Raw genomic sequence first — 18,665 nt, forward strand, 5'->3', positions numbered from 1 at the left:
TCAACGAATATAAGAAAGTCGCGGCCAGTAGGTGCAAAGCCGAATAGCCGGGGATCAGGTTGGGGGAGGTACGTCGTGCATAAAGGGAAGGTGAGGCGTTTGAGGCATCTGTTGGGGCGGTGCCTGGAGGGTAACTGGAAGCGGCTGTTTCCCGCTGAACATCGCCAGCAATGATTTCCTTACTTGCTGTTGTTCGTCCTCAACATCTACAAGTGCCTGCGGTAGATACCCGCCTTCGAGGATATCCAGTTGCTCAAGTGAATATCCGACGTTCTGACCCATCGCGTTTAAGAGACGCGCAACTAATCTCCGGGTGCGATCGAGCCAACCATCATCTAATACCTGCAGATTCAGATGACGCATAAGCTCTGAATGGATGCTTATCACTTTCGGGGCATCATAGTAGTCGATTTCGACCATATTTAATGCTGTAACGAAGTCTTGACTTAGTTGCGTGCGACGCGTCCGGATCAACACACGAAAGGTATCAAGTTTTCGAGCCTGCTTGCTTCGGCGATCATCGACCCAACGCGTTACAAACACGGCCAGGATAGGCCCGGCAAAAGTTGCGAAAACAACAGTCCATGCTAGCAGCGATTCGCTGTTCATAAATGACTCCAAGGTCAAAGCGCAGAAATCAAGGAAAGTCTCAAACTCACAGGTCCGGTGGGCGTTTCAATCCTCATGACTTTCCCCAGAGCTTGATCTTCGTTGACAGAAAATGGAATTCGGATCGGCGGAGCGCCCGGCGCCACCACTACGCCCGTTACCAGCACGCCGCCGGTTGGAAATGCTAAATCTGCATAACCGGTCACCACGCCTTCCGGTGTCGTTTGGAACTCACCTGTGTAGACGCCGCCCCCAACGTCAATGCCCGCAAGCTTGCTATCTACGAAGGCAACAGCTCCGGCACCTTGGCCCTGCTTTCCGGTGTACTCCATTTTATAGAAACCGCGCATCCTCTTACCCCCTGCGTTTGCACAAACCCGGTGAAGCAAAAATAGGAGGCAAAAGGGCGGTTCGCAAGTACTGGTTGTTTCAAACATACTGCGCATGCTACCGGGTTCGCCAATTTGGCAAAGCTTGCGAGAAGTTCGACAAGTTGTCGATCTGAAATCTCACAGAATCGGCAAATCTGCCGACCCTATTTCGTCTCCGCCTTCTCTTTTACCATGGTCATCCCTCTTTGGAGGGCCGCTCTGGCATCGCTGTTACCATTGATGTCTGTGACCTGCTCAAAACCGCTTCCCGGATTGGTCACCAGCTCCAAGCGTGAATTGACCTGGGTGGGGTTGTCGCCTGTAATGGTGAAGGTCACGCGCGCATCGGGAACGCCATTGAATTTCGAACCAAACAGAAGCATGGCGCCGAAGTTATCATTTGCCGGCCGATCCAAAACGAGCTGAAATTCAGAATCTCTGATGATCTTGTAGTTTCTAGGCAAAAACGTCGCGATGATCGCTTCCTTTGTCTTGAGCTTTGAAGCGTTGATCGTGAAGTCCTGCGGTGCGAGCGGAGTAGCCGGCGCAGTTTGGCACGCGGATAATGCAACGGAGAGCGCCAGCACTGCGAATGTTCTGATCTTCATGAAAGTCCCCAACCTTTTCGATGAAAGGTTGCGTAGAGCATTCATTTAGTCAAGTATTACGTGTGAACATTTTACCCGTTTCATGCTGGAACGGGTTTGCCAACTTGGCAAAACCTATTCTTCCGCCTCGTCACTTTCATTTTCTGCTATCTCCTGCGACGTGCGGCGGGCTTTCTCCACCAACGATTTTTTGAACATCGCGTCCTCGTGGCGAGCTTTCAACGTCTCGAATTCCGCCTTCGATAGCGTCGATACGCCTTCCGCGATCTCGCGTAGGTTCGCTGGCAGAAGGTCGCCTATTTGAAGAACGGCGGCAGCAAACTGCCGGATCTGCATTACCTTGCCAAAGTAGAGAAGGAAATCCGCATCCTCCTTCTCCTTAAGATGGGCCACAAGCTCGGAAAGATCGCTAATTTGGCCGCTCATGTCCCGGAGCTTTTCCAACGCTAGCGTGTAATCGGCGCTCTCGTTATATGCGTTGGTGAGGATTTCAACCGCTCGCTCATCCATCTGCAAGCCATGAATGGCCGCGTCGGCCATCAGGGCGTTCCAAACATCACCAGGGAGATCGAGTTTTACCCTGTCGTCTCGACTCTCCTCCAGAGACCGCTTTAGCCTCTGAATGATCTCCGCATTCATGGAGCGGCCGAGTAAATCAGCAGACTCTTTTATGCGGTCGCGCATGCCCTCCGGAAAACGGACCAGCAATTTATCGATGTCATCACTTGGAAAAGAAGATCTCGCCATGCCCGTCTGATATCAAATAAAATCGGAACAAGCAAAATGAACTTGACTCCGGATCATTTTGATATCAATTTCTCCGTATCGGAATGATACGGAGCGTGGTGATGAGCAATAAATACCCCAGTGAAAAACTAGACCAGCTCCCTGTTCGCCTCCCAGACGGAATGCGGGCACGCATCAAGGAATCGGCAAAAAAGAACTGCCGCTCAATGAATGCAGAAATCATATTTCAGCTAACGCGCGCATACACGCGTGACGAAACGCAAAAAGCCGACGCTGCTTGAGACCCGCGTCGGCTTTTTCGTGTGCATAGGAAAGGATATCAAATGCAGACGGACCATAAACCAGAAAGCGGCAAGGGCGCAAGCCTTTCTCGCCGCACCTTTCTCCAGTTCGCCGCAGCCGGCTCCGCCGCAACACTGCCGGCGGTGGCGGAAGCGGCAACTGCGAAAATCCCGCAGTTGCCGCTTACCGATCAACAGCAGCTCGACGCTTGTATCGATCAGCTCAAGGCCATCCTGCAGCAGATGCATCCTGGTTACGATCATATCGACGGCGGCTACCAGGCGCACAAAATGGGTGGCGCAGCTGTCATTCTGGAAGCGAGCCGGCCGCCTGTCGAATGGAGCGGCCCCGGCTTTTACGAAGTCGAAGACCATCATCGCAGAAACGTAGAAGGTGTCTTCTGGGTAGTGCGGGAATGGTCCGACATGGACCGGCGTTTCTACCTTTGTGGTTTATACCACCATCGCGGCCAGCTGCATTCTCCTAGCGTAAGCATCAATCCGCGCCGCATCATCCGCAAGCTGGAAGGCGGTGCAGCATGAAGCCGCACCCGACCGTGGATAACAAAATGGCCCAATGGGTTCAGGCCGAACCGCTGATAGATGTCGTCGATCAACTCGACGGGCCTATTTCGATGCTCCGCACTGTCTGGCTCGCTCTTCGAAACCCCGAAGCGAACGACACATATGGCATCCGCCATTGCCTCGAAATATTGGAGAATGCCACCGATCGCGTGGAGAAGCTTCAGAAAGAAACGAATGCCAAGGTGCACGAGATTGTGGGGAAGATCTGATGTCGACCGCGCAAACAGAAACTCGCCGGCGTGCTCGTAGCCCTGGCATTCGTCAATCAGACATTGCGCGCGCCATTCGTGGCGCGTTGCAGGCTGGAATGGAGGTTCGGGAGGTTATAGCGACCAAGGACGGCGTTCGCATCATCTCGGGCGCATCCGGTTCCGCCTCCCTGTCGAATTCTTGGGATGAGGTGCTAGGCGATGGCTAGGCGCTCGCGGTCGGCGCTGCCGAAATACGTCACGCCAGCGCGCGACCGATATAAGAATGTCCGCCTTCGTTTCCGAAAGGGTTTGTTTTCGACCTATCTCAAGTCGCCGTTTCCATCGGATGCGTTCGATGAGGAGTATCAGGCTGCTTTGCGAAACGAAAAGGTCGCGCATGGTGAGATCGGGAAGGCGCGGACAAAGGCGGGGAGCATGGCGGCGCTGGTCGTCTCCTACTACTCCTCTCCGGAGTTCAGGGGCACTGCCAAGAGCACGCAACAGACCTATCGCGGCATCTGCGAGAAAATCCGCAAGGATCACGGCGACAGGGTCGTCAGGGAACTGCGGCGCCAACATGTCAAGGCAATTATCGGAAAGATGAGTGCCACCCCTGCTGCGGCCAATAACTACCTTCGGATGCTGCGTATTCTGATGCGGCACGCGATTGATATCGAGTGCATCCAGCGTGACCCGACGTTGAAGCTCAAGGGCTACAGCACCAAGTCGGCAGGCTTTCACACATGGACAGAAGGCGAGATTGCCGCATTCGAGGCGAAACATCCAATTGGCACCAAACCACGCCTCGCTATGGCGCTCATGCTCTACACGGGCCAGCGGCGCGGTGACGCGGTCAAGTTGGGGCGAAAGGATGTGACCGGTAATCGGATAGCCGTTCGGCAGGAAAAGACTGGAACACCGCTGGCAATAAAAATGCACGCCTCGCTTATAGAGGCGTTGCAGATGGCGCCAGAAGGAAAACCGGCGTTTCTCCTCACATCCTTCGGAAAGCCTTTCACAGCGGCTGGATTCGGCAACTGGTTTCGCGAGAGGTGCAATGAGGCTGGATTGCCACACTGCTCATCGCACGGTCTCCGGAAGGCAGCAGCGCGCCGCCTGGCCGAGGCTGGCAACAGCGCAAACCATATTGCAGCCGTAACGGGCCATCTCTCGCTTAGAGAGGTCGAGCGATACACTCGCGCGGCTGATCAAGAAAAGATGGCTGATGCGGCTGTCGATACGATGCCGGAAAGATCAGATCGGAAGACGCAAAATGTCCAACAAACCGAAATTGTTGGACAAAATGACGATTAAGGAATTGAAAACATGGCGCATCTAGAAAAAGATGGCGGACAAGGTGGGATTCGAACCCACGGTACGCTTTCACGCACACACGCGTTCCAGGCGTGCGCCTTAAACCACTCGGCCACCTGTCCATCTGCACTTTCGCATCCGATGAAGGAGCTATTGTGGGAACGGCGCGATATATACCGATGAATTTTCTGGGATCAACCCAAATCTGACAGTTTTTTGACTTCTGAGCAGAAAACTATGCGCTTCTCCTCCATTGCGCTTGTCTCATTCCCAACTTATTTAAAGAGAAAGACGGAAAAAGAATGCAACCGGCCAAGCGTATATGGCCGAGTATCATTGAGTATCGGGAGGAGTTCATGCGTTTCCTGCTGCGTTTTGCCAGCCTCGTCGCGCTCGTGGTTGCGGTGGTTGCCGGGACCATCGATTCCATCCAGTCGGTCGCAGCCTCTGCTGTGGTCATGACGCCGATGGGGGATGCCTGGAAGGATGTGAGCCCGTCCTCACTCGCGAGCGTCCAGTCGCTGATCTCCTATTATATTCATCCGCGCCTCTACGACATGGCCATGCAATGGCTGCTGTTCCAGCCGGCTTTCGCGGTCTTCCTGGTGCTCTCGCTGCTATTGTGGATGGTTGCCTACAAGAAGCCGCCGGTTGCGGGCCGTTTCAGCGTCTGAGGCCGGTCGTTCCTCCTCGGTATTATGCTTTGAAAACCGGTCCGGCTATGCAATTTGACGACGTCCGGAGGCGCATCGGCGCGGGTGTTATCGCCTTCCATCGCCGCTTGGTTGGCTAATAAAATCGCAGTTCGAGAGCGGAATTGTCCAAAAAACAGCCCCTTTGAGCGGGCTTTTGGCAATTCCCACAAATCTTTACCAACTGAAAAATTTCTGGTGAATTTTTCGTGCAGCCATGCAAGGATGCGCGCCAGCTTGGCCTCGGGGGAGGCCGGCGGTTCCGCAGACATGTCCGGTCAACGGGCTTGCGGGAGGACCCAACAAGATAGAAACAACAGGGCTGCAACTCATGAAAAAATCCCTTTTGACGCTTTTCGCCTTGGCTGCCATGTCGGCAACGGCGCTTGCGGCCGACATCAAGCCGGCGATCGTCTACGGCACCGGCGGCAAGTTCGACAAGTCCTTCAACGAAGCGGCCTATAACGGCGCCGAAAAGTTTAAGAAGGAAACCGGCATCGCCTATCGCGACTTCGAGCCGACCGGCGACACCCAGGGCGAACAGGCGCTGCGCAACTTCGCCAGCAAGGGTTTCAACCCGGTGATTGCCGTTTCCTTCGCCTGGACCTCCGCTCTCCAGAAGGTTGCAGCTGAATATCCGAAGACCGAATTCGTTCTGATCGACGACAGCCTCGATCTGCCGAACGTTCGTTCGGTCAAGTTCAAGGAAAATGAGGGCTCGTATCTCGCCGGCGTCATGGCCGCTCTGTCTTCGAAGTCGGGCAAGATCGGTTTCGTCGGCGGCATGGACATTCCGCTGATCCGCAAGTTCGAATGCGGTTACGAACTGGGCGCCCGCGCCGCCAATCCGAAGATCGAAGTCTTCCAGAACATGGCCGGTACGACCGGTGCTGCCTGGAACGACCCGGTTCGCGGCGGCGAGCTCACCAAGAACCAGATCGACCAGGGCGCGGACGTAATCTACGCGGCTGCCGGCGCCACCGGCCTCGGCGTGCTGCAGACGGCTGCCGACAACAAGAAGCTTTCCGTTGGCGTCGACTCGAACCAGAACTACCTGCATCCGGGTTCCGTTCTGACCTCCGTCGTCAAGCGTGTCGACCTCGCGGTCTACAATGCCTTCACCGACGCCAAGGCCGGCAAGTTCACGCCCGGCACGCAGGAACTCGGCCTCAAGGAAGAGGGCGTTGGCGTAGCCCTGGACGACAACAACAAGCCGCTCATCACCCCGGAAATCAAGTCTGCCGTCGACAAGGCGACCGCCGACATCATTGCCGGCACGATCAAGGTGCATGACTACACGACCGATAACGCCTGCCCGAAGAGCTGATATGAAATTAGGGCGTATGACGGCATCAAAACGTCATACGCCCTTTTCTTATCCGGAATTCTGATTTCTGGAGCCGTGTAGTGAGCCAATTGCCTGCCATCGAACTTGTGGGCATCGACAAGAAGTTCGGTGCCGTCCATGCCAATAAAGACATCAACCTGACCGTTTCCAAGGGTTCGATCCACGGGATCATCGGAGAGAACGGTGCCGGGAAGTCGACTCTGATGTCGATCATCTACGGCTTCTATCAGGCCGACAGCGGCGAGATCCGCATCAACGGCAATCCCATCGCCATCCGTGACAGCCAGACGGCGATCGCCGCCGGCATCGGCATGGTGCACCAGCATTTCATGCTGGTCGATAATTTCTCCGTGCTGGAAAACGTCATGCTTGGTGCCGAAGGCGGAGCCCTTCTGGCCAAGGGCGTTGCTGCGGCCCGCGCCGAGCTTGGCAGGCTGGAGACGGATTACGGCCTGGACGTCGATCCCGACGCCTTGATCGAAGAGCTTCCCGTCGGCCAGCAGCAGCGCGTCGAGATCCTGAAGGCCATGTATCGCGGCGCCGAGATCCTCATCCTTGATGAGCCGACCGGCGTGTTGACGCCCGCCGAAGCCGATAACCTATTCCGCATCCTGCGCGTGCTCCGCGACCAGGGCAAGACGATCCTTCTCATTACCCATAAGCTGCGCGAGATCATGGCGATCACCGATACGGTGTCGGTCATGCGCCGCGGTGAAATGGTCGCGACACGCAAGACCGCTGAAACCACCGTCGAAGAGTTGGCCGAGCTGATGGTTGGTCGCCGCGTGTTATTGCGCGTCGAAAAAGGTACCGCCCATCCAGGTGACGTCCTGCTCTCCGTGCGCAATCTGACCGTCAAGGATGGCCGCGGCGTCACCATGGTCGACAATGTCTCCTTCGATGTGCGCGCCGGCGAGATCGTCGGCATCGCCGGCGTCGCCGGCAACGGCCAGTCCGAGCTGCTGGAGGCGATCGCCGGCATCCGCAAGCCGGCCTCGGGTGAAATCTGTCTGCATGGCAAGCCGATTGGCGCCGCCGACCCGGCGGCTCTGCGCGACCTCGGCCTCGCCCATATCCCGGAAGACCGCCATCACATGGGCCTCGTCCTTAAATTCGAGGAATATGAGAATTCGATGCTCGGCTATCACCGTGACGTCAAATATGGCAGGGCTGGCATGCTCGATCTCGACGCCATGCGCAAGGATGCGATCGAGAAGATCGAGAAATACGACATCCGCCCGCCGAACGCCCGACTGAAGACCGCCAATTTTTCCGGCGGCAACCAGCAGAAGATCGTCGTTGCCCGCGAGATCGAGCGCGATCCGAAGGCCCTGCTGATCGGCCAGCCGACGCGCGGCGTCGATATCGGCGCCATCGAATTCATCCATCGCCGCATCATCGAGATGCGCGACGCCGGCAAGGCGATCCTGCTGGTCTCGGTGGAGCTGGATGAAATCCGCGCGCTATCGGACCGTATCCTCGTCATGTTTGCCGGCCATGTCGTCGGCGAAAAAACGGCTGACGCCGGTGAACAGACACTCGGCCTGATGATGGCCGGAATTGCCGCGTGAGGCCTTGATGAGTACCGCTTCCGTTCCGCTCCCCAATTGGATCAACTACGGCCTGATCCCGCTGATCAATCTGCTGTTGGCTTTTATCGTTTCAGGTTTAGTGATCTGGCTTATCGGTGAGAGCCCTATTGATGCCTTAAATTCCCTTGTTCAGGGTTCTCTGGGCAGCGGTGAGGCTATCAGCTATACGTTGTTCTATGCGACGAGTTTTATTTTCACGGGCCTTTCCGTTGCTGTCGCGATCCATGCGGGCTTGTTCAACATAGGCTCGGAAGGCCAGGCCTATATTGGTGGTCTCGGGGCTGCCTTGGTTGCCTTGTCTCTCGACAATTATGTGCCCTGGTATGTCACCATGCCGTTCGCGATGATTGGGGCTGCGGTGTTTGGCGCGGCATGGGCGTTTATTCCAGCTTGGATGCAGGCAAAGCGCGGCAGCCATATCGTCATCACGACGATCATGTTCAATTTCATCGGCGCGCCGCTGATGGTTTTTCTGCTTTCGCACGTCTTGATCGTACCGGGGAAACAGGCCGCGGAAACCCGCACCTTTCTTGAGGGCGGCCAGCTGCCGAAGCTCGATTGGCTGATCAGCATGTTCGGCTCGTCGATTGGTGCTGCACCGCTCAACGTTTCGTTCCTGATCGCATTGGTAATGTGCTTCCTCGTCTGGCTGCTGATCTGGCGCACCAAGCTCGGCTACGAGATGCGTACGCTCGGCCTCAGCCCGACCGCCGCCGTCTATGCCGGCATCCCCTATGCCCGCACCGTCATCATCTCCATGCTGATATCAGGCGGTCTTGCCGGGATGATGGCGCTAAACCCGGTCATGGGCGCGCAGGCCCGTCTTGGCGTCGAGTTCGTCGCAGGTGCGGGCTTTGTTGGCATCGCCGTGTCGCTTATGGGCCGTAACCATCCATTGGGTATTATCTTCGCGGCGATCCTGTTTGGTATCCTTTCCCAAGGCGGCGATATGGTTAATTTTGATATACCAACCATTAGTCGTGACATGGTCATCATGATCCAGGGTCTCGTTATCCTGTTCGTTGGCGCGCTCGAATACATGCTGCGTCCAACATTCGTGCGTATCTATCAATTGTTCGGCAGGGCTTGAGGATCGACCATGGATTATTATGACATCCTGATCAGCGTGCTCGGTTCGACCATCCGCCTGTCGATTCCCCTGATCTTTACGGCGCTTGCCGGTTTGTTTTCCGAGCGTGCCGGCGTCTTCGATATCGGCCTTGAGGGCAAGATGCTGGCTGCCGCATTTGCTGCCGCATGCATGGCTACGGTCACCGGATCGGCCTGGGCTGGGCTGGGCGCGGGTATCGTGGTCTCTGTCACATTCGGCCTGCTTCATGGCTTCGCCTCGATCACCAATCGCGGCAATCAGATCGTCTCCGGTGTTGCGATCAACTTTCTGATTGCCGGATTGACCGTCGTGCTTGGCCAGGCCTGGTTTGGCCAGGGAGGACGCACGCCGCAGCTTGGCGCGGACGCGCGTTTCGTGCCGATCATCCTGCCGGGTGCCGATGCGCTGCGCGGCGTGCCGATCATCGGACCACTCTACGCCAACGTTATTTCCGGCAATAACATCCTCACCTATATTGCCTTTCTTGCCGTGCCGATTTCCTGGTGGATTCTGTACCGGACGCGATTTGGCCTGCGCCTGCGCGCCGTCGGTGAAAATCCCGGTGCCGTTGACACGGCCGGCATTTCGGTCGCGTGGCTGCGCTATCGCTCGCTGATCTGCGCCGGCATTCTCTGCGGCTTCTCCGGCACCTATCTCGCCATCGCGCAGTCGGCCGGCTTCATCGCCAACATGTCGGCCGGTAAAGGCTATATCGCGCTGGCCGCGCTGATCTTCGCCAAGTGGAAGCCGGTGCCGGTGATGTTGTCCTGCCTGCTCTTCGGCTTCCTCGATGCCTTCTCCAATTTCATGCAGGGCAAGTCGGTGCCCGGCATCGGCGAGGTGCCGGTGCAGATTTTCCAGGCGCTGCCCTATATTCTCACCTGCATCCTGCTCGCAGGCTTTATCGGCGTCGCCAAGCCGCCCAAGGCCGGCGGCGTGCCCTATACCAAGGAGCGCTAGTCCATGTCGCATGATCTGTTCGAGGCCGCCCGCGGGGCGATGGCCTTTGCCCATGCCCCCTATTCGAAATTCCCCGTCGGCGCGGCGATCCGTGCCGAGGACGGCAAGATCTATGCCGGTGCCAATATCGAGAACCTGTCTTTCCCGCAGGGCTGGTGTGCCGAGCCAACCGCGATTAGCCACATGATCATGGGCGGTGCCAAGAAGATCGTCGAAATGGCCGTCATCGCCGAGAAGCTGCCGCTCTGCCCGCCCTGCGGCGGTTGCCGGCAAAAAATCGCCGAATTTGCCAGCAAGGAGACCCGCGTCTATCTTTGCGACGAAACCGGCGTGAGGAAGACGATGACCATGGATGAATTGCTGCCCTTCAGCTTCGAAACCGAGATACTGGGATGACCGCCGCCGTCGATATCCTGGCTGCAAAGCTCGGGGATCTCCAGCCGAGCTACGGTATCGTCCTCGGTTCTGGCCTGGGTTCGCTCGTCGATCAAGTGCAGGACGCCGTGCGCGTTCCCTATGCGGAGATTCCGGGCTTTCCCGTCAGCGCCGTTTCCGGCCATGCCGGCACGCTGGTTGCGGGCCGTCTTGGCAACGTCCCGGTCATCATGCTTTCTGGCCGCGTGCATTACTATGAAAAGGGCGATGCCAACGCCATGCGCGTGCCCATCGAGACGCTGAAAGCTCTCGGCGTCGAAACGCTGATCCTGACCAACTCGGCCGGGTCTCTGCGCGAAGAAATGCCGCCGGGATCGGTGATGCAGATCACCGACCACATCAATTATTCCGGCATGAACCCGCTGATCGGCGAGGAAAGCGACAAGCGTTTCGTCGGCATGACCAGCGCCTACGATGCCGATCTCATCATGCGGATGCGCAAGGCGGCGGAAAAGGCCGAGATCAAGCTCTCGCATGGCGTCTACATGTGGTTCTCCGGCCCGAGCTTCGAAACGCCGGCGGAAATCCGCATGGCGCGCATCCTCGGTGCCGATGCCGTCGGCATGTCGACGGTGCCGGAGGTCATTCTGGCGCGTCTTTTCGGTCTAAGGGTTGCCGCGGCCTCCGTCATCACTAACTATGGGGCTGGCATGACCGGCGCCGAGCTGACGCATGAGGAGACCAAGGACATGGCTCCGGTCGGCGGCGCCCGTCTCGCGGCCATCCTGACAGAAATGATTGCGGACGGAGGAAACTGACAATGACGAGCCATTCCCTGAGAGAAACGGCGGCCGTTGCGCTTTCCCTTCTCGATCTCACCAATCTCAAGGATGATTGCACGCCGGCCCAGATCGAGACGCTCTGCGCCCGGGCGCAATCGCCCTACGGCAACACCGCCGCCGTCTGCATCTGGCCGCGCTTCGTCGCCCAGGCACGCGGCATCCTCGGCACTGATCATGCGGTGAAGATCGCGACCGTGGTGAATTTCCCGGCCGGCGACATGGAAGTGGCCGACGTCGCCGCCGAAGCGCGCGAGGCGATCGCCGACGGTGCCGACGAAATCGATCTCGTCATTCCCTATCAGGCGCTGCTTGCCGGCAACGAGCAGGCCGTCACTGACATGGTCGCGGCCGTCAAGGCCGAATGCACCGGGCCGGTGATCATGAAGACCATTCTCGAAACCGGCGAGCTCAAGGACGTGGCGCTGATCCAGCGCGCCTCCGAACTGGCGATCGAGGCCGGCTCTGATTTCATCAAGACCTCTACCGGCAAGGTCACTGTCAATGCGACGCTTGAAGCGGCCGACATCATGCTGCGGGCGATCCGCGACAGTGGCCGCAAGGTCGGCTTCAAGCCGGCCGGCGGTATCGGCTCCGTCGCCGATGCAGCGCTCTATCTGAGCCTTGCCGAGACCATCATGGCGCCGGACTGGGCCATGCCCTCGACCTTCCGTTTCGGCGCCTCGAGCCTGCTCGACGATATTCTCGGCGTGCTGGCCGGCGGACAATCCAAGACAGCCTCGTCAGGCTATTGAAGCCATGATCCCGCAGGAGATCATCCGGCTGAAGCGCAACGGCGGCATTCTTTCAGCCGCCGATATCAATAGCTTCATCGGAGCCCTGGCGCGTGGCGAGCTGGCGGAAAGCCAGATCGGCGCCTTTGCCATGGCCGTCTGGTTTCGCGGCATGACGCGCGAGGAGGTCGTGGCGCTGACGTTCGCCATGGCCCGTTCCGGCGACACGCTCGCCTGGTCCGGCATCGGCAGGCCGATCGCCGATAAGCATTCGACCGGCGGCGTCGGCGACAATGTCTCGCTGATGCTGGCTCCGGTCGCCGCTGCCTGCGGCCTTGCCGTGCCGATGATTTCCGGCCGGGGCCTCGGCCATACCGGCGGCACGCTCGACAAGCTGGAATCGATACCCGGCTACGGCATTACTCCGGACGCGGCGCGCTTCCGCAAGGTGGTGGACGAGGTCGGTTGCGCCATCATCGGCCAGACCGGAGCCCTGGCGCCCGCCGACGGCAAGCTCTATGCCGTGCGCGATGTCACGGCCACCGTCGATTCCGTGCCGTTGATCACCGCCTCGATCCTATCGAAGAAGCTGGCCGCCGGGCTGGAAACGCTGGTGCTCGACGTCAAGATCGGCAGCGGCGCCTTCATGACCTTACCGGAAGAGGCCGAGACGCTGGCCCGTTCTCTGGTCGAGGTGGCGAACGGGGCGGGGGTGAAGACCTCGGCACTGATCACCGACATGAACCAGCCGCTGGCGGACGCCGCCGGCAATGTCGTGGAGCTCCGCAATTGTCTGGATTTCCTGAAGGGCGGCAAGGCAGGCACGCGGCTCGAGACGGTCGTATTAGCCTTCGCGGCCGAGATGCTGACGCAGGCGGGGGTCGAAAAGACACTTGTCGAGGCCGAAGCTAGTGCGCGCAACGTGCTCGCCTCCGGCAAGGCGGCCGAACTGTTCGGCCGCATGGTCCATGGCCTCGGTGGTCCGGCCGACCTTCTGGAGAATCCGGCTAAACATCTGGCCGTCGCGCCGGTGCATAAGCCAATTCTCGCGTCTTCGGATGGCTGGCTTGTGGCCTGCGATGCTCGCGCCATCGGTATGGGTGTCATCGATCTTGGCGGCGGCCGCCGTCGTCCTGAGGACAAGATCGACCATCGCGTCGGCTTCAGCGATATCCTGCCGCTTGGGGCGAAGGTGAGCAAAGGCGATCGCATGGCCACCGTTCACGCGGCCGATGAGGCAAGTGCCGAAAAGGCTGCAGCCGACCTCGCCGCAAACTATCGCATCGCGGATGCCGCTCCCGTTCTGCCGCCGGTGATTGTCTCTCGGGTCTGACGGGTTTACTGCGTCAAACGCAATGAACCGTTTTCGGCGCCATAGGATTTCAACTTTTTCAGGAAGCTCATGCCGATCAGCGTCGTGCTCAAGGCGCCATCCTTCGAGACCACGGCATCGACGTCACGAACCTTGATCGTGCCAATCTCAAGACGGTCGAGCTTGACCAGCGCCACCTTGGACGAACCGTTGGCGGTCTGGGTGGTGTAGCGATAATCGAGATCGCTGCCGCTGATGCCGAGACGGCGCGCCGTGCTCTCGTTGATCGCCACATAGGTAGCACCCGTATCGATCATGCCCTGCACCGGCCGGCCGTTGATCTTGAAGTCGCCCTGATAGTGACCACCCGCGCCTGCGGGCAAGAGGACGCTGCCATGCGACAGGCTCACCACCGAGACCTGCTGTCCCGCGGGAGGGGAAATGGCCATGGGCGCTGAGTTTTCGTCGATGGCGATCTGGATGTTCAGCAGCGACGGCACCTGCGTGGCAGCCACGGCGATGATACCGGCAAAGACAAGGACGCGAACGAGCATCGGCGGAGACCCTTCCCATGGGTTCGCCATGTCGAACCCATCGATCTCCATCGTTTAAATCAGCTTTGCTGACAGGCCGCTAAACAGATCAATAAAAAGCCCGGCACTTGGACGCTGCCGGGCGGAAAACAAAGAGAGAGGTGGGATTTACTTCGTGCCGTACATGCGGTCACCGGCATCGCCGAGGCCGGGGACGATATAGCCCAGTTCATTCAGGTGGCTGTCGATCGCCGCGGTGAAGACCGGTACGTCCGGATGCGCCGCACGGAAATTGGCAATGCCTTCGGGAGCCGCGAGCAGGCAGAGGAAGCGGATATTATGGGCGCCGCGCTCCTTCAGCTTGTCGATCGCGGCGATCGAAGAGTTGCCGGTTGCCAGCATCGGGTCGACGACGATGATCAGGCGCTCGGAAATATCCTCCGGCGCCTTGAAGTAGTATTCGACCGGCTGCAGCGTTTCGTGGTCGCGGTAGACGCCGATATGCGAGACGCGGGCGGATGGCACGAGATCCAGCATCCCTTCGAGCAGGCCGTTGCCGGCGCGCAGGATCGAGGCGAAAACCAGCTTCTTGCCTTCGAGGATCGGCGATTCCATCGGCTGCAGCGGCGTTTCGATGGTCTCCATCGTCATTTCCAGATCGCGCGTCACTTCATAACAGAGCAGCGTCGAAATCTCGCGTAGCAGCCGGCGAAAGCTCCCTGTCGACGTCTCCTTCTTGCGCATGATTGTGAGCTTGTGCTGCACAAGCGGGTGATCGATGACAGTGACGCCGTCCATGGTTTCAGCCTTCCAGTAATTCCGCGATATCCGATGTTTCTTTCACGGAAATTGTCTCTGGTGCAAGGAAATAGGGCGAAAGGCTCGATTTCATCCCCAGTCTGCGGCCTAAAATGATGCCGTCATAACCTCGCCAGCAATGCCGCCCGTGTCGCTTCGTCCACAAACGCCGCTTCGATCGCCGTCCGGGTCATTGCGTTGATCTCGTCGTCACTGAAACCGAAAGCTGTCGACGCCAGTTCGTATTCTCGTTCCAGCGAGGTGTGAAAGAAGGGCGGGTCGTCGGAACTGATGGTAACGCGCACGCCGGCGTCGCGCAGCTTGCGCAGCGGGTGCGAGGGGAAATCCGGGAAGACATTGAGGGCGATGTTGGAGCCGGGGCAGATTTCCAGCACCGTGCCGAGATCGGCAAGGCGTTTCACCAGATCGGCATCCTCGATGGCGCGGACGCCATGGCCGATCCGCGCCGGGCGAACAAGTTCAACCGCATCGGCGACGCTGAAGGCGCCGCAGACTTCGCCGGCATGGATGGTGAGCCCGAGGCCGGCCTCGCGGGAGATGTCGAAGGCGCGGGCATAGTCGGCAACGCGGCCCATGCGTTCTTCGCCTGCCATGTTGAAGCCCGTGATCAGCGGATTGTCGCTTCTGGCGGCGTATTCGGCGGCCTTGATGACACGCTCCGGCCCGAAATGGCGCTCGCCGGTGACGATCAGCCGGGCCTCGATGCCGCTCTTTTCCTTGGCGGCGCGGATACCGGCCGAGACGCCTTCCATATAGGCGTCGGCGCCAAGCCCGATGCGGTCGCCATGGTCGGGCGAGACGATCAATTCGCTATAGATCGTGCCGATGCCGGCAAGCTCTTCGAGATAGGTCTCGGTCAGCAGCGCATAGTCTTCCTCGGTGCGATAGACCTCGGAGACTTTGTCGTAGCAGACCAGAAATTCGGCGAAATCCTTCCAGAGATAGACGCCGTCGCGCATGAAGGCATTGGTATCGACATTGTATTTACGCGCCTGCGCGAGCGTCAGCGCCGGGGGAGCCGCACCTTCCAGATGGCAGTGCAGCTCGACCTTCTTCAAATGCGATGTCACAGAAAACTCCTCCCATGCGGCCCTGCCGCAATTCCCAGATGGTGTGCAACGGTTTCGCCGATATCGGCATAGGTCTGGCGGATGCCGATCGGGCGCGAGCGAATGCCGAGTTCGTAGGCGATGATAGGCACCCGCTCGCGCGTGTGGTCGGTGCCGCGCCAGGTCGGGTCGCAGCCATGGTCGGCGGTGAGGATGAGGAGATCGCCGGGCTTCAGCTTCCTGTGCACCTCAGGCAGCCGTGCATCGAAGGCCTCGAGCGCCGCCGCATAGCCGGCCACATCGCGGCGATGGCCATAGACCATGTCGAAATCGACGAAATTGGTGAAGACGAGATCGCCATCGGCCGCTTCGTCCATCGTCTTCAGCGTCGCGTCCATCAGCTTCATGTTGCCGTTGGCCTTGATGATCCTGGAGATACCCTGATGGGCGAAGATATCGCCGATTTTGCCGACCGCATGCACCTTGCGTTCAGCCGCGACCAGCCGGTCGAGCAGGGTCGGCTCGGGCGGCAGCACGGAGAAATCGCGGCGGTTGCCGGTGCGCTCGAAATTCGCCGGCGTCTCGCCGATGAAGGGGCGGGCGATGACACGGCCGATATTATAGGGGTCAAGCAGGGTACGGACGATCTGACAGAGGGAAATCAGCCGTTCCAGGCCGAAATGCTGCTCATGCGCGGCGATCTGAAAAACGGAATCCGACGAAGTATAGCAGATTGGCTTGCCGCTGCGGATATGCTCCTCGCCATATCTCGCGATGATATCGGTTCCCGACGCATGGCAATTGCCGAGAATGCCGGGGAGATCGGCCGCCTTGCAGATCGCCTCCACCAGTTCCGGCGGGAAGGCATCGCCTTCGGTCGGGAAATAACCCCAGTCGAAGGTGACGGGCGTGCCGGCGATTTCCCAATGGCCCGATGGCGTGTCCTTGCCGCGCGAGATCTCGTTGGCGCAGCCATAAAGCCCGTAAAGCTTCTGCGGCAGCGGCATGCCTAGAGGATAGCGGCCCGTCGCCGCCTTGGCGATTTCCAGCAGCCCGAGGCCCGACATGATCGGCAGCGACAGCGGGCCGGAGCGCAGGCCTTCGCGGTCGGCCGCACCCGCCGCGCAGAATTCGGCGATGTGACCGAGCGTATCGGCACCCTCGTCGCCATAGCTTGCCGCATCCGGGCTGCCGCCGACGCCAAAGGAGTCCAGAACGAAAAGAAATACGCGCGCCATGAGATCACCCGATAAGATTGCTCAGCGCGCGACATTTCATGTCAGGCGCATTGGACGTCACCCATATAACGCAGGCGTGAACTTGGCAATTTTCTCGCTAAATGGGGATTGCATCGCCCGATGAAAAGCCGTTCCGCTCAACAATCGCTGCAGGTGATCGGGTCTACCCCGCGCGGGCGATAAAAATAGGAGCGGCCGATGGTGATCTGGTTGCTGCCGGCGGGCAGGAAATCCGAGCCGAAGCTGAGGATCTGATAGGGAATGGCGAGTTCCGTGCGGACCAGAAACGAACTCGGCAGATTGAGATCGCTGGGTACGGTGACGGCGCTGCCGGCCGTATAGGGCTTGCTGCCGTCTTGTGCCCAGGACCAGGCGACGGTGGCGCTACTGCCGGCGTCGATCTGGATTCCCGTGACCTTCAGCGTCAGGCCAGTGGTGGCATAGGACGTGAAAATGGCGCCGGCGACGGAGGGCATGGTAGCCAGTTCCGCCTTGGTTGTGCTCGTTTTCTGGGTCAGGATATCGGCAATGGATCCGGCCGCCCGGCTTGTGCGTTTTTCGACGCTGAGGCCGACGGTGATTTCGAAGGCGCCGAGATAGAGCATCAGCAGCACCGGAAAGAGAATGGCGAATTCGATGGCGCCGATGCCACGCTCGTCGCGCCTGAAATGCCGCAGGCGTGTATAAACCCCTGCCGCCATCGTCCGTCCCGCCATCTCCCGCCGCCTCATCAATAGTTCTCGTTCTGGAAGGCACCCGTCGCGACGATGAGATAGGTGCTTGGCATCGAGCCGTCGGATGGATGGATGTTGGTAAGATAGGGCCGCAGCAGATCGATAATGATCTGCCAGCGATAATAGGCGCGCACCATATTGATGGTCCCGGTGCCGCCGGGAGCGAATGAAAAGCCCGTGGTATTGAGGTCGGAATAGGGATCGGACGAGACACGCGGGATCGTTGTCGGCATATCGGCGAAGGTCGAATAGCTTTTGACGTCGAGATAGAGGTTCGTCGGGGTTGCCAGTTCAGCGGCGGAGCAGGCGATGAGCACCGAGATCTCGTTGCAAAAGGCCTGGCGGAACTGCTGCCCGGTCGTATTGGTCGCGGTGATCTGTCCGGTCCTGACCTGGCGCGACAGCGTATCGACAGCGTTGGAAACCACCTGTTCGGCGATGAAGGCGACGAAAGTTTCCAGGATCGCGAAGATGATCATGAAATAGGGGATGGCCAGCAGCGCGAATTCGATGGCGGCTGCGCCGTCGTGGGCACGCCCGAACGCGCGCAGGCCCCTCTTCGCACGCCGCGGTGCAAAGGCCTTGTCTCCAAGAAGAGCGTCATCTTGCGTCATAACGGAATC

The 18,665-nt window shown here is 59.0% G+C and carries 24 protein-coding genes and 1 tRNA gene; 13 read left to right on the plus strand and 12 right to left on the minus strand.

What is annotated here, in order from left to right; all coding sequences use genetic code 11:
• Positions 1 to 54 precede the first annotated feature (54 nt).
• The 4 genes from RRH01S_RS19080 to RRH01S_RS35150 form a co-directional block, all read right to left on the minus strand.
• On the minus strand, positions 55 to 609 hold the full coding sequence (locus tag RRH01S_RS19080; RefSeq protein ID WP_034519914.1) for a DUF6680 family protein: 555 nt from the start codon (positions 607 to 609) through the stop codon (positions 55 to 57).
• Positions 610 to 623: 14 nt separating this feature from the next.
• Positions 624 to 959, minus strand: coding sequence for a hypothetical protein (locus RRH01S_RS19085; protein WP_042473709.1), 336 nt, complete (start codon positions 957 to 959; stop codon positions 624 to 626).
• A 185-nt stretch (positions 960 to 1,144) separates the two neighbouring features.
• The gene (locus tag RRH01S_RS19090; RefSeq protein ID WP_034519918.1) at positions 1,145 to 1,588 is read right to left on the minus strand and encodes a hypothetical protein; all 444 of its coding nucleotides are present in this window, start codon (positions 1,586 to 1,588) and stop codon (positions 1,145 to 1,147) included.
• 114 nt (positions 1,589 to 1,702) lie between these two features.
• Positions 1,703 to 2,335 carry an Arc family DNA-binding protein gene (locus RRH01S_RS35150; protein ID WP_052365218.1) on the minus strand — a complete coding sequence of 211 codons (633 nt, stop codon included), beginning with the start codon at positions 2,333 to 2,335 and terminating at the stop codon, positions 1,703 to 1,705.
• 101 nt (positions 2,336 to 2,436) lie between these two features.
• Between RRH01S_RS35150 and RRH01S_RS33550 the strand changes: the two genes are divergently transcribed.
• The 4 genes from RRH01S_RS33550 to RRH01S_RS19115 all read left to right on the plus strand — a co-directional run bounded on the left by RRH01S_RS33550 (position 2,437) and on the right by RRH01S_RS19115 (position 4,706).
• Positions 2,437 to 2,616 (plus strand): Arc family DNA-binding protein, encoded by a 180-nt coding sequence (locus tag RRH01S_RS33550; protein ID WP_161600004.1) that lies wholly within the window; start codon positions 2,437 to 2,439, stop codon positions 2,614 to 2,616.
• A gap of 42 nt (positions 2,617 to 2,658) precedes the next feature.
• Complete coding sequence (locus tag RRH01S_RS19100; protein ID WP_042473712.1) at positions 2,659 to 3,159, plus strand: twin-arginine translocation signal domain-containing protein; 501 nt, start codon at positions 2,659 to 2,661, stop codon at positions 3,157 to 3,159.
• Positions 3,156 to 3,410 carry a hypothetical protein gene (locus RRH01S_RS19105; protein ID WP_042473715.1) on the plus strand — a complete coding sequence of 85 codons (255 nt, stop codon included), beginning with the start codon at positions 3,156 to 3,158 and terminating at the stop codon, positions 3,408 to 3,410. Before RRH01S_RS19100 ends, RRH01S_RS19105 begins: the two co-directional genes overlap by 4 nt.
• A gap of 201 nt (positions 3,411 to 3,611) precedes the next feature.
• Positions 3,612 to 4,706, plus strand: a complete 1,095-nt coding sequence (locus RRH01S_RS19115) for a tyrosine-type recombinase/integrase (RefSeq protein ID WP_052365222.1) — start codon at positions 3,612 to 3,614, stop codon at positions 4,704 to 4,706.
• 32 nt (positions 4,707 to 4,738) lie between these two features.
• Here RRH01S_RS19115 and RRH01S_RS19120 read toward each other — a convergent pair.
• Positions 4,739 to 4,828 (minus strand) — tRNA-Ser (locus RRH01S_RS19120).
• A 234-nt stretch (positions 4,829 to 5,062) separates the two neighbouring features.
• Between RRH01S_RS19120 and RRH01S_RS19125 the strand changes: the two genes are divergently transcribed.
• Positions 5,063 to 5,380, plus strand: a complete 318-nt coding sequence (locus RRH01S_RS19125) for a hypothetical protein (RefSeq protein WP_007702897.1) — start codon at positions 5,063 to 5,065, stop codon at positions 5,378 to 5,380.
• Here RRH01S_RS19125 and RRH01S_RS34185 read toward each other — a convergent pair.
• Positions 5,341 to 5,670 carry a hypothetical protein gene (locus RRH01S_RS34185; protein ID WP_131597844.1) on the minus strand — a complete coding sequence of 110 codons (330 nt, stop codon included), beginning with the start codon at positions 5,668 to 5,670 and terminating at the stop codon, positions 5,341 to 5,343. The genes RRH01S_RS19125 and RRH01S_RS34185 overlap by 40 nt on opposite strands.
• 59 nt (positions 5,671 to 5,729) lie before the next feature.
• On the opposite strand from RRH01S_RS34185, the gene RRH01S_RS19130 reads away from it, so the two are divergent.
• The 8 genes from RRH01S_RS19130 to deoA all read left to right on the plus strand — a co-directional run bounded on the left by RRH01S_RS19130 (position 5,730) and on the right by deoA (position 13,690).
• The gene (locus RRH01S_RS19130; protein ID WP_007702895.1) at positions 5,730 to 6,725 is read left to right on the plus strand and encodes a BMP family lipoprotein; all 996 of its coding nucleotides are present in this window, start codon (positions 5,730 to 5,732) and stop codon (positions 6,723 to 6,725) included.
• A gap of 80 nt (positions 6,726 to 6,805) precedes the next feature.
• On the plus strand, positions 6,806 to 8,317 hold the full coding sequence (locus RRH01S_RS19135) for an ABC transporter ATP-binding protein (RefSeq protein WP_034519923.1): 1,512 nt from the start codon (positions 6,806 to 6,808) through the stop codon (positions 8,315 to 8,317).
• 7 nt (positions 8,318 to 8,324) lie between these two features.
• A complete protein-coding gene (locus RRH01S_RS19140) occupies positions 8,325 to 9,428 on the plus strand; it encodes an ABC transporter permease (protein ID WP_037220950.1) in 1,104 nt (367 codons plus the stop codon).
• Positions 9,429 to 9,437: 9 nt separating this feature from the next.
• Positions 9,438 to 10,409: an ABC transporter permease gene (locus RRH01S_RS19145; protein ID WP_037220952.1), complete on the plus strand. Its 972-nt coding sequence runs from the start codon at positions 9,438 to 9,440 to the stop codon at positions 10,407 to 10,409.
• Between the two features lie 3 nt (positions 10,410 to 10,412).
• Positions 10,413 to 10,805 (plus strand): cytidine deaminase, encoded by a 393-nt coding sequence (locus RRH01S_RS19150; protein WP_034519926.1) that lies wholly within the window; start codon positions 10,413 to 10,415, stop codon positions 10,803 to 10,805.
• Positions 10,802 to 11,602 carry a purine-nucleoside phosphorylase gene (locus RRH01S_RS19155; RefSeq protein ID WP_012650764.1) on the plus strand — a complete coding sequence of 267 codons (801 nt, stop codon included), beginning with the start codon at positions 10,802 to 10,804 and terminating at the stop codon, positions 11,600 to 11,602. The genes RRH01S_RS19150 and RRH01S_RS19155 overlap by 4 nt, the downstream gene beginning before the upstream one ends.
• 2 nt (positions 11,603 to 11,604) lie before the next feature.
• A complete protein-coding gene (deoC, locus tag RRH01S_RS19160) occupies positions 11,605 to 12,378 on the plus strand; it encodes a deoxyribose-phosphate aldolase (RefSeq protein ID WP_042473718.1) in 774 nt (257 codons plus the stop codon).
• Between the two features lie 4 nt (positions 12,379 to 12,382).
• A complete protein-coding gene (deoA, locus tag RRH01S_RS19165) occupies positions 12,383 to 13,690 on the plus strand; it encodes a thymidine phosphorylase (protein WP_037220958.1) in 1,308 nt (435 codons plus the stop codon).
• Positions 13,691 to 13,695: 5 nt separating this feature from the next.
• On the opposite strand, the gene RRH01S_RS19170 is transcribed toward deoA, so the two are convergent.
• The 6 genes from RRH01S_RS19170 to RRH01S_RS19195 all read right to left on the minus strand — a co-directional run bounded on the left by RRH01S_RS19170 (position 13,696) and on the right by RRH01S_RS19195 (position 18,656).
• The gene (locus RRH01S_RS19170; protein WP_034520489.1) at positions 13,696 to 14,223 is read right to left on the minus strand and encodes a TIGR02281 family clan AA aspartic protease; all 528 of its coding nucleotides are present in this window, start codon (positions 14,221 to 14,223) and stop codon (positions 13,696 to 13,698) included.
• Between the two features lie 147 nt (positions 14,224 to 14,370).
• Positions 14,371 to 15,000: a uracil phosphoribosyltransferase gene (gene upp / locus RRH01S_RS19175; protein ID WP_012650768.1), complete on the minus strand. Its 630-nt coding sequence runs from the start codon at positions 14,998 to 15,000 to the stop codon at positions 14,371 to 14,373.
• Between the two features lie 122 nt (positions 15,001 to 15,122).
• Positions 15,123 to 16,091 carry an adenosine deaminase gene (locus tag RRH01S_RS19180; protein ID WP_037220959.1) on the minus strand — a complete coding sequence of 323 codons (969 nt, stop codon included), beginning with the start codon at positions 16,089 to 16,091 and terminating at the stop codon, positions 15,123 to 15,125.
• Positions 16,088 to 17,308, minus strand: a complete 1,221-nt coding sequence (locus RRH01S_RS19185; protein WP_042473722.1) for a phosphopentomutase — start codon at positions 17,306 to 17,308, stop codon at positions 16,088 to 16,090. Before RRH01S_RS19185 ends, RRH01S_RS19180 begins: the two co-directional genes overlap by 4 nt.
• A gap of 137 nt (positions 17,309 to 17,445) precedes the next feature.
• Positions 17,446 to 18,024, minus strand: a complete 579-nt coding sequence (locus RRH01S_RS19190) for a TadE/TadG family type IV pilus assembly protein (protein ID WP_042474008.1) — start codon at positions 18,022 to 18,024, stop codon at positions 17,446 to 17,448.
• A gap of 14 nt (positions 18,025 to 18,038) precedes the next feature.
• On the minus strand, positions 18,039 to 18,656 hold the full coding sequence (locus RRH01S_RS19195) for a TadE/TadG family type IV pilus assembly protein (protein WP_041722396.1): 618 nt from the start codon (positions 18,654 to 18,656) through the stop codon (positions 18,039 to 18,041).
• Positions 18,657 to 18,665 lie beyond the last annotated feature (9 nt).

It is taken from the genome of Rhizobium rhizogenes NBRC 13257 (assembly GCF_000696095.1).
GTDB classification, from domain to species: Bacteria; Pseudomonadota; Alphaproteobacteria; order Rhizobiales; family Rhizobiaceae; genus Rhizobium; species Rhizobium rhizogenes.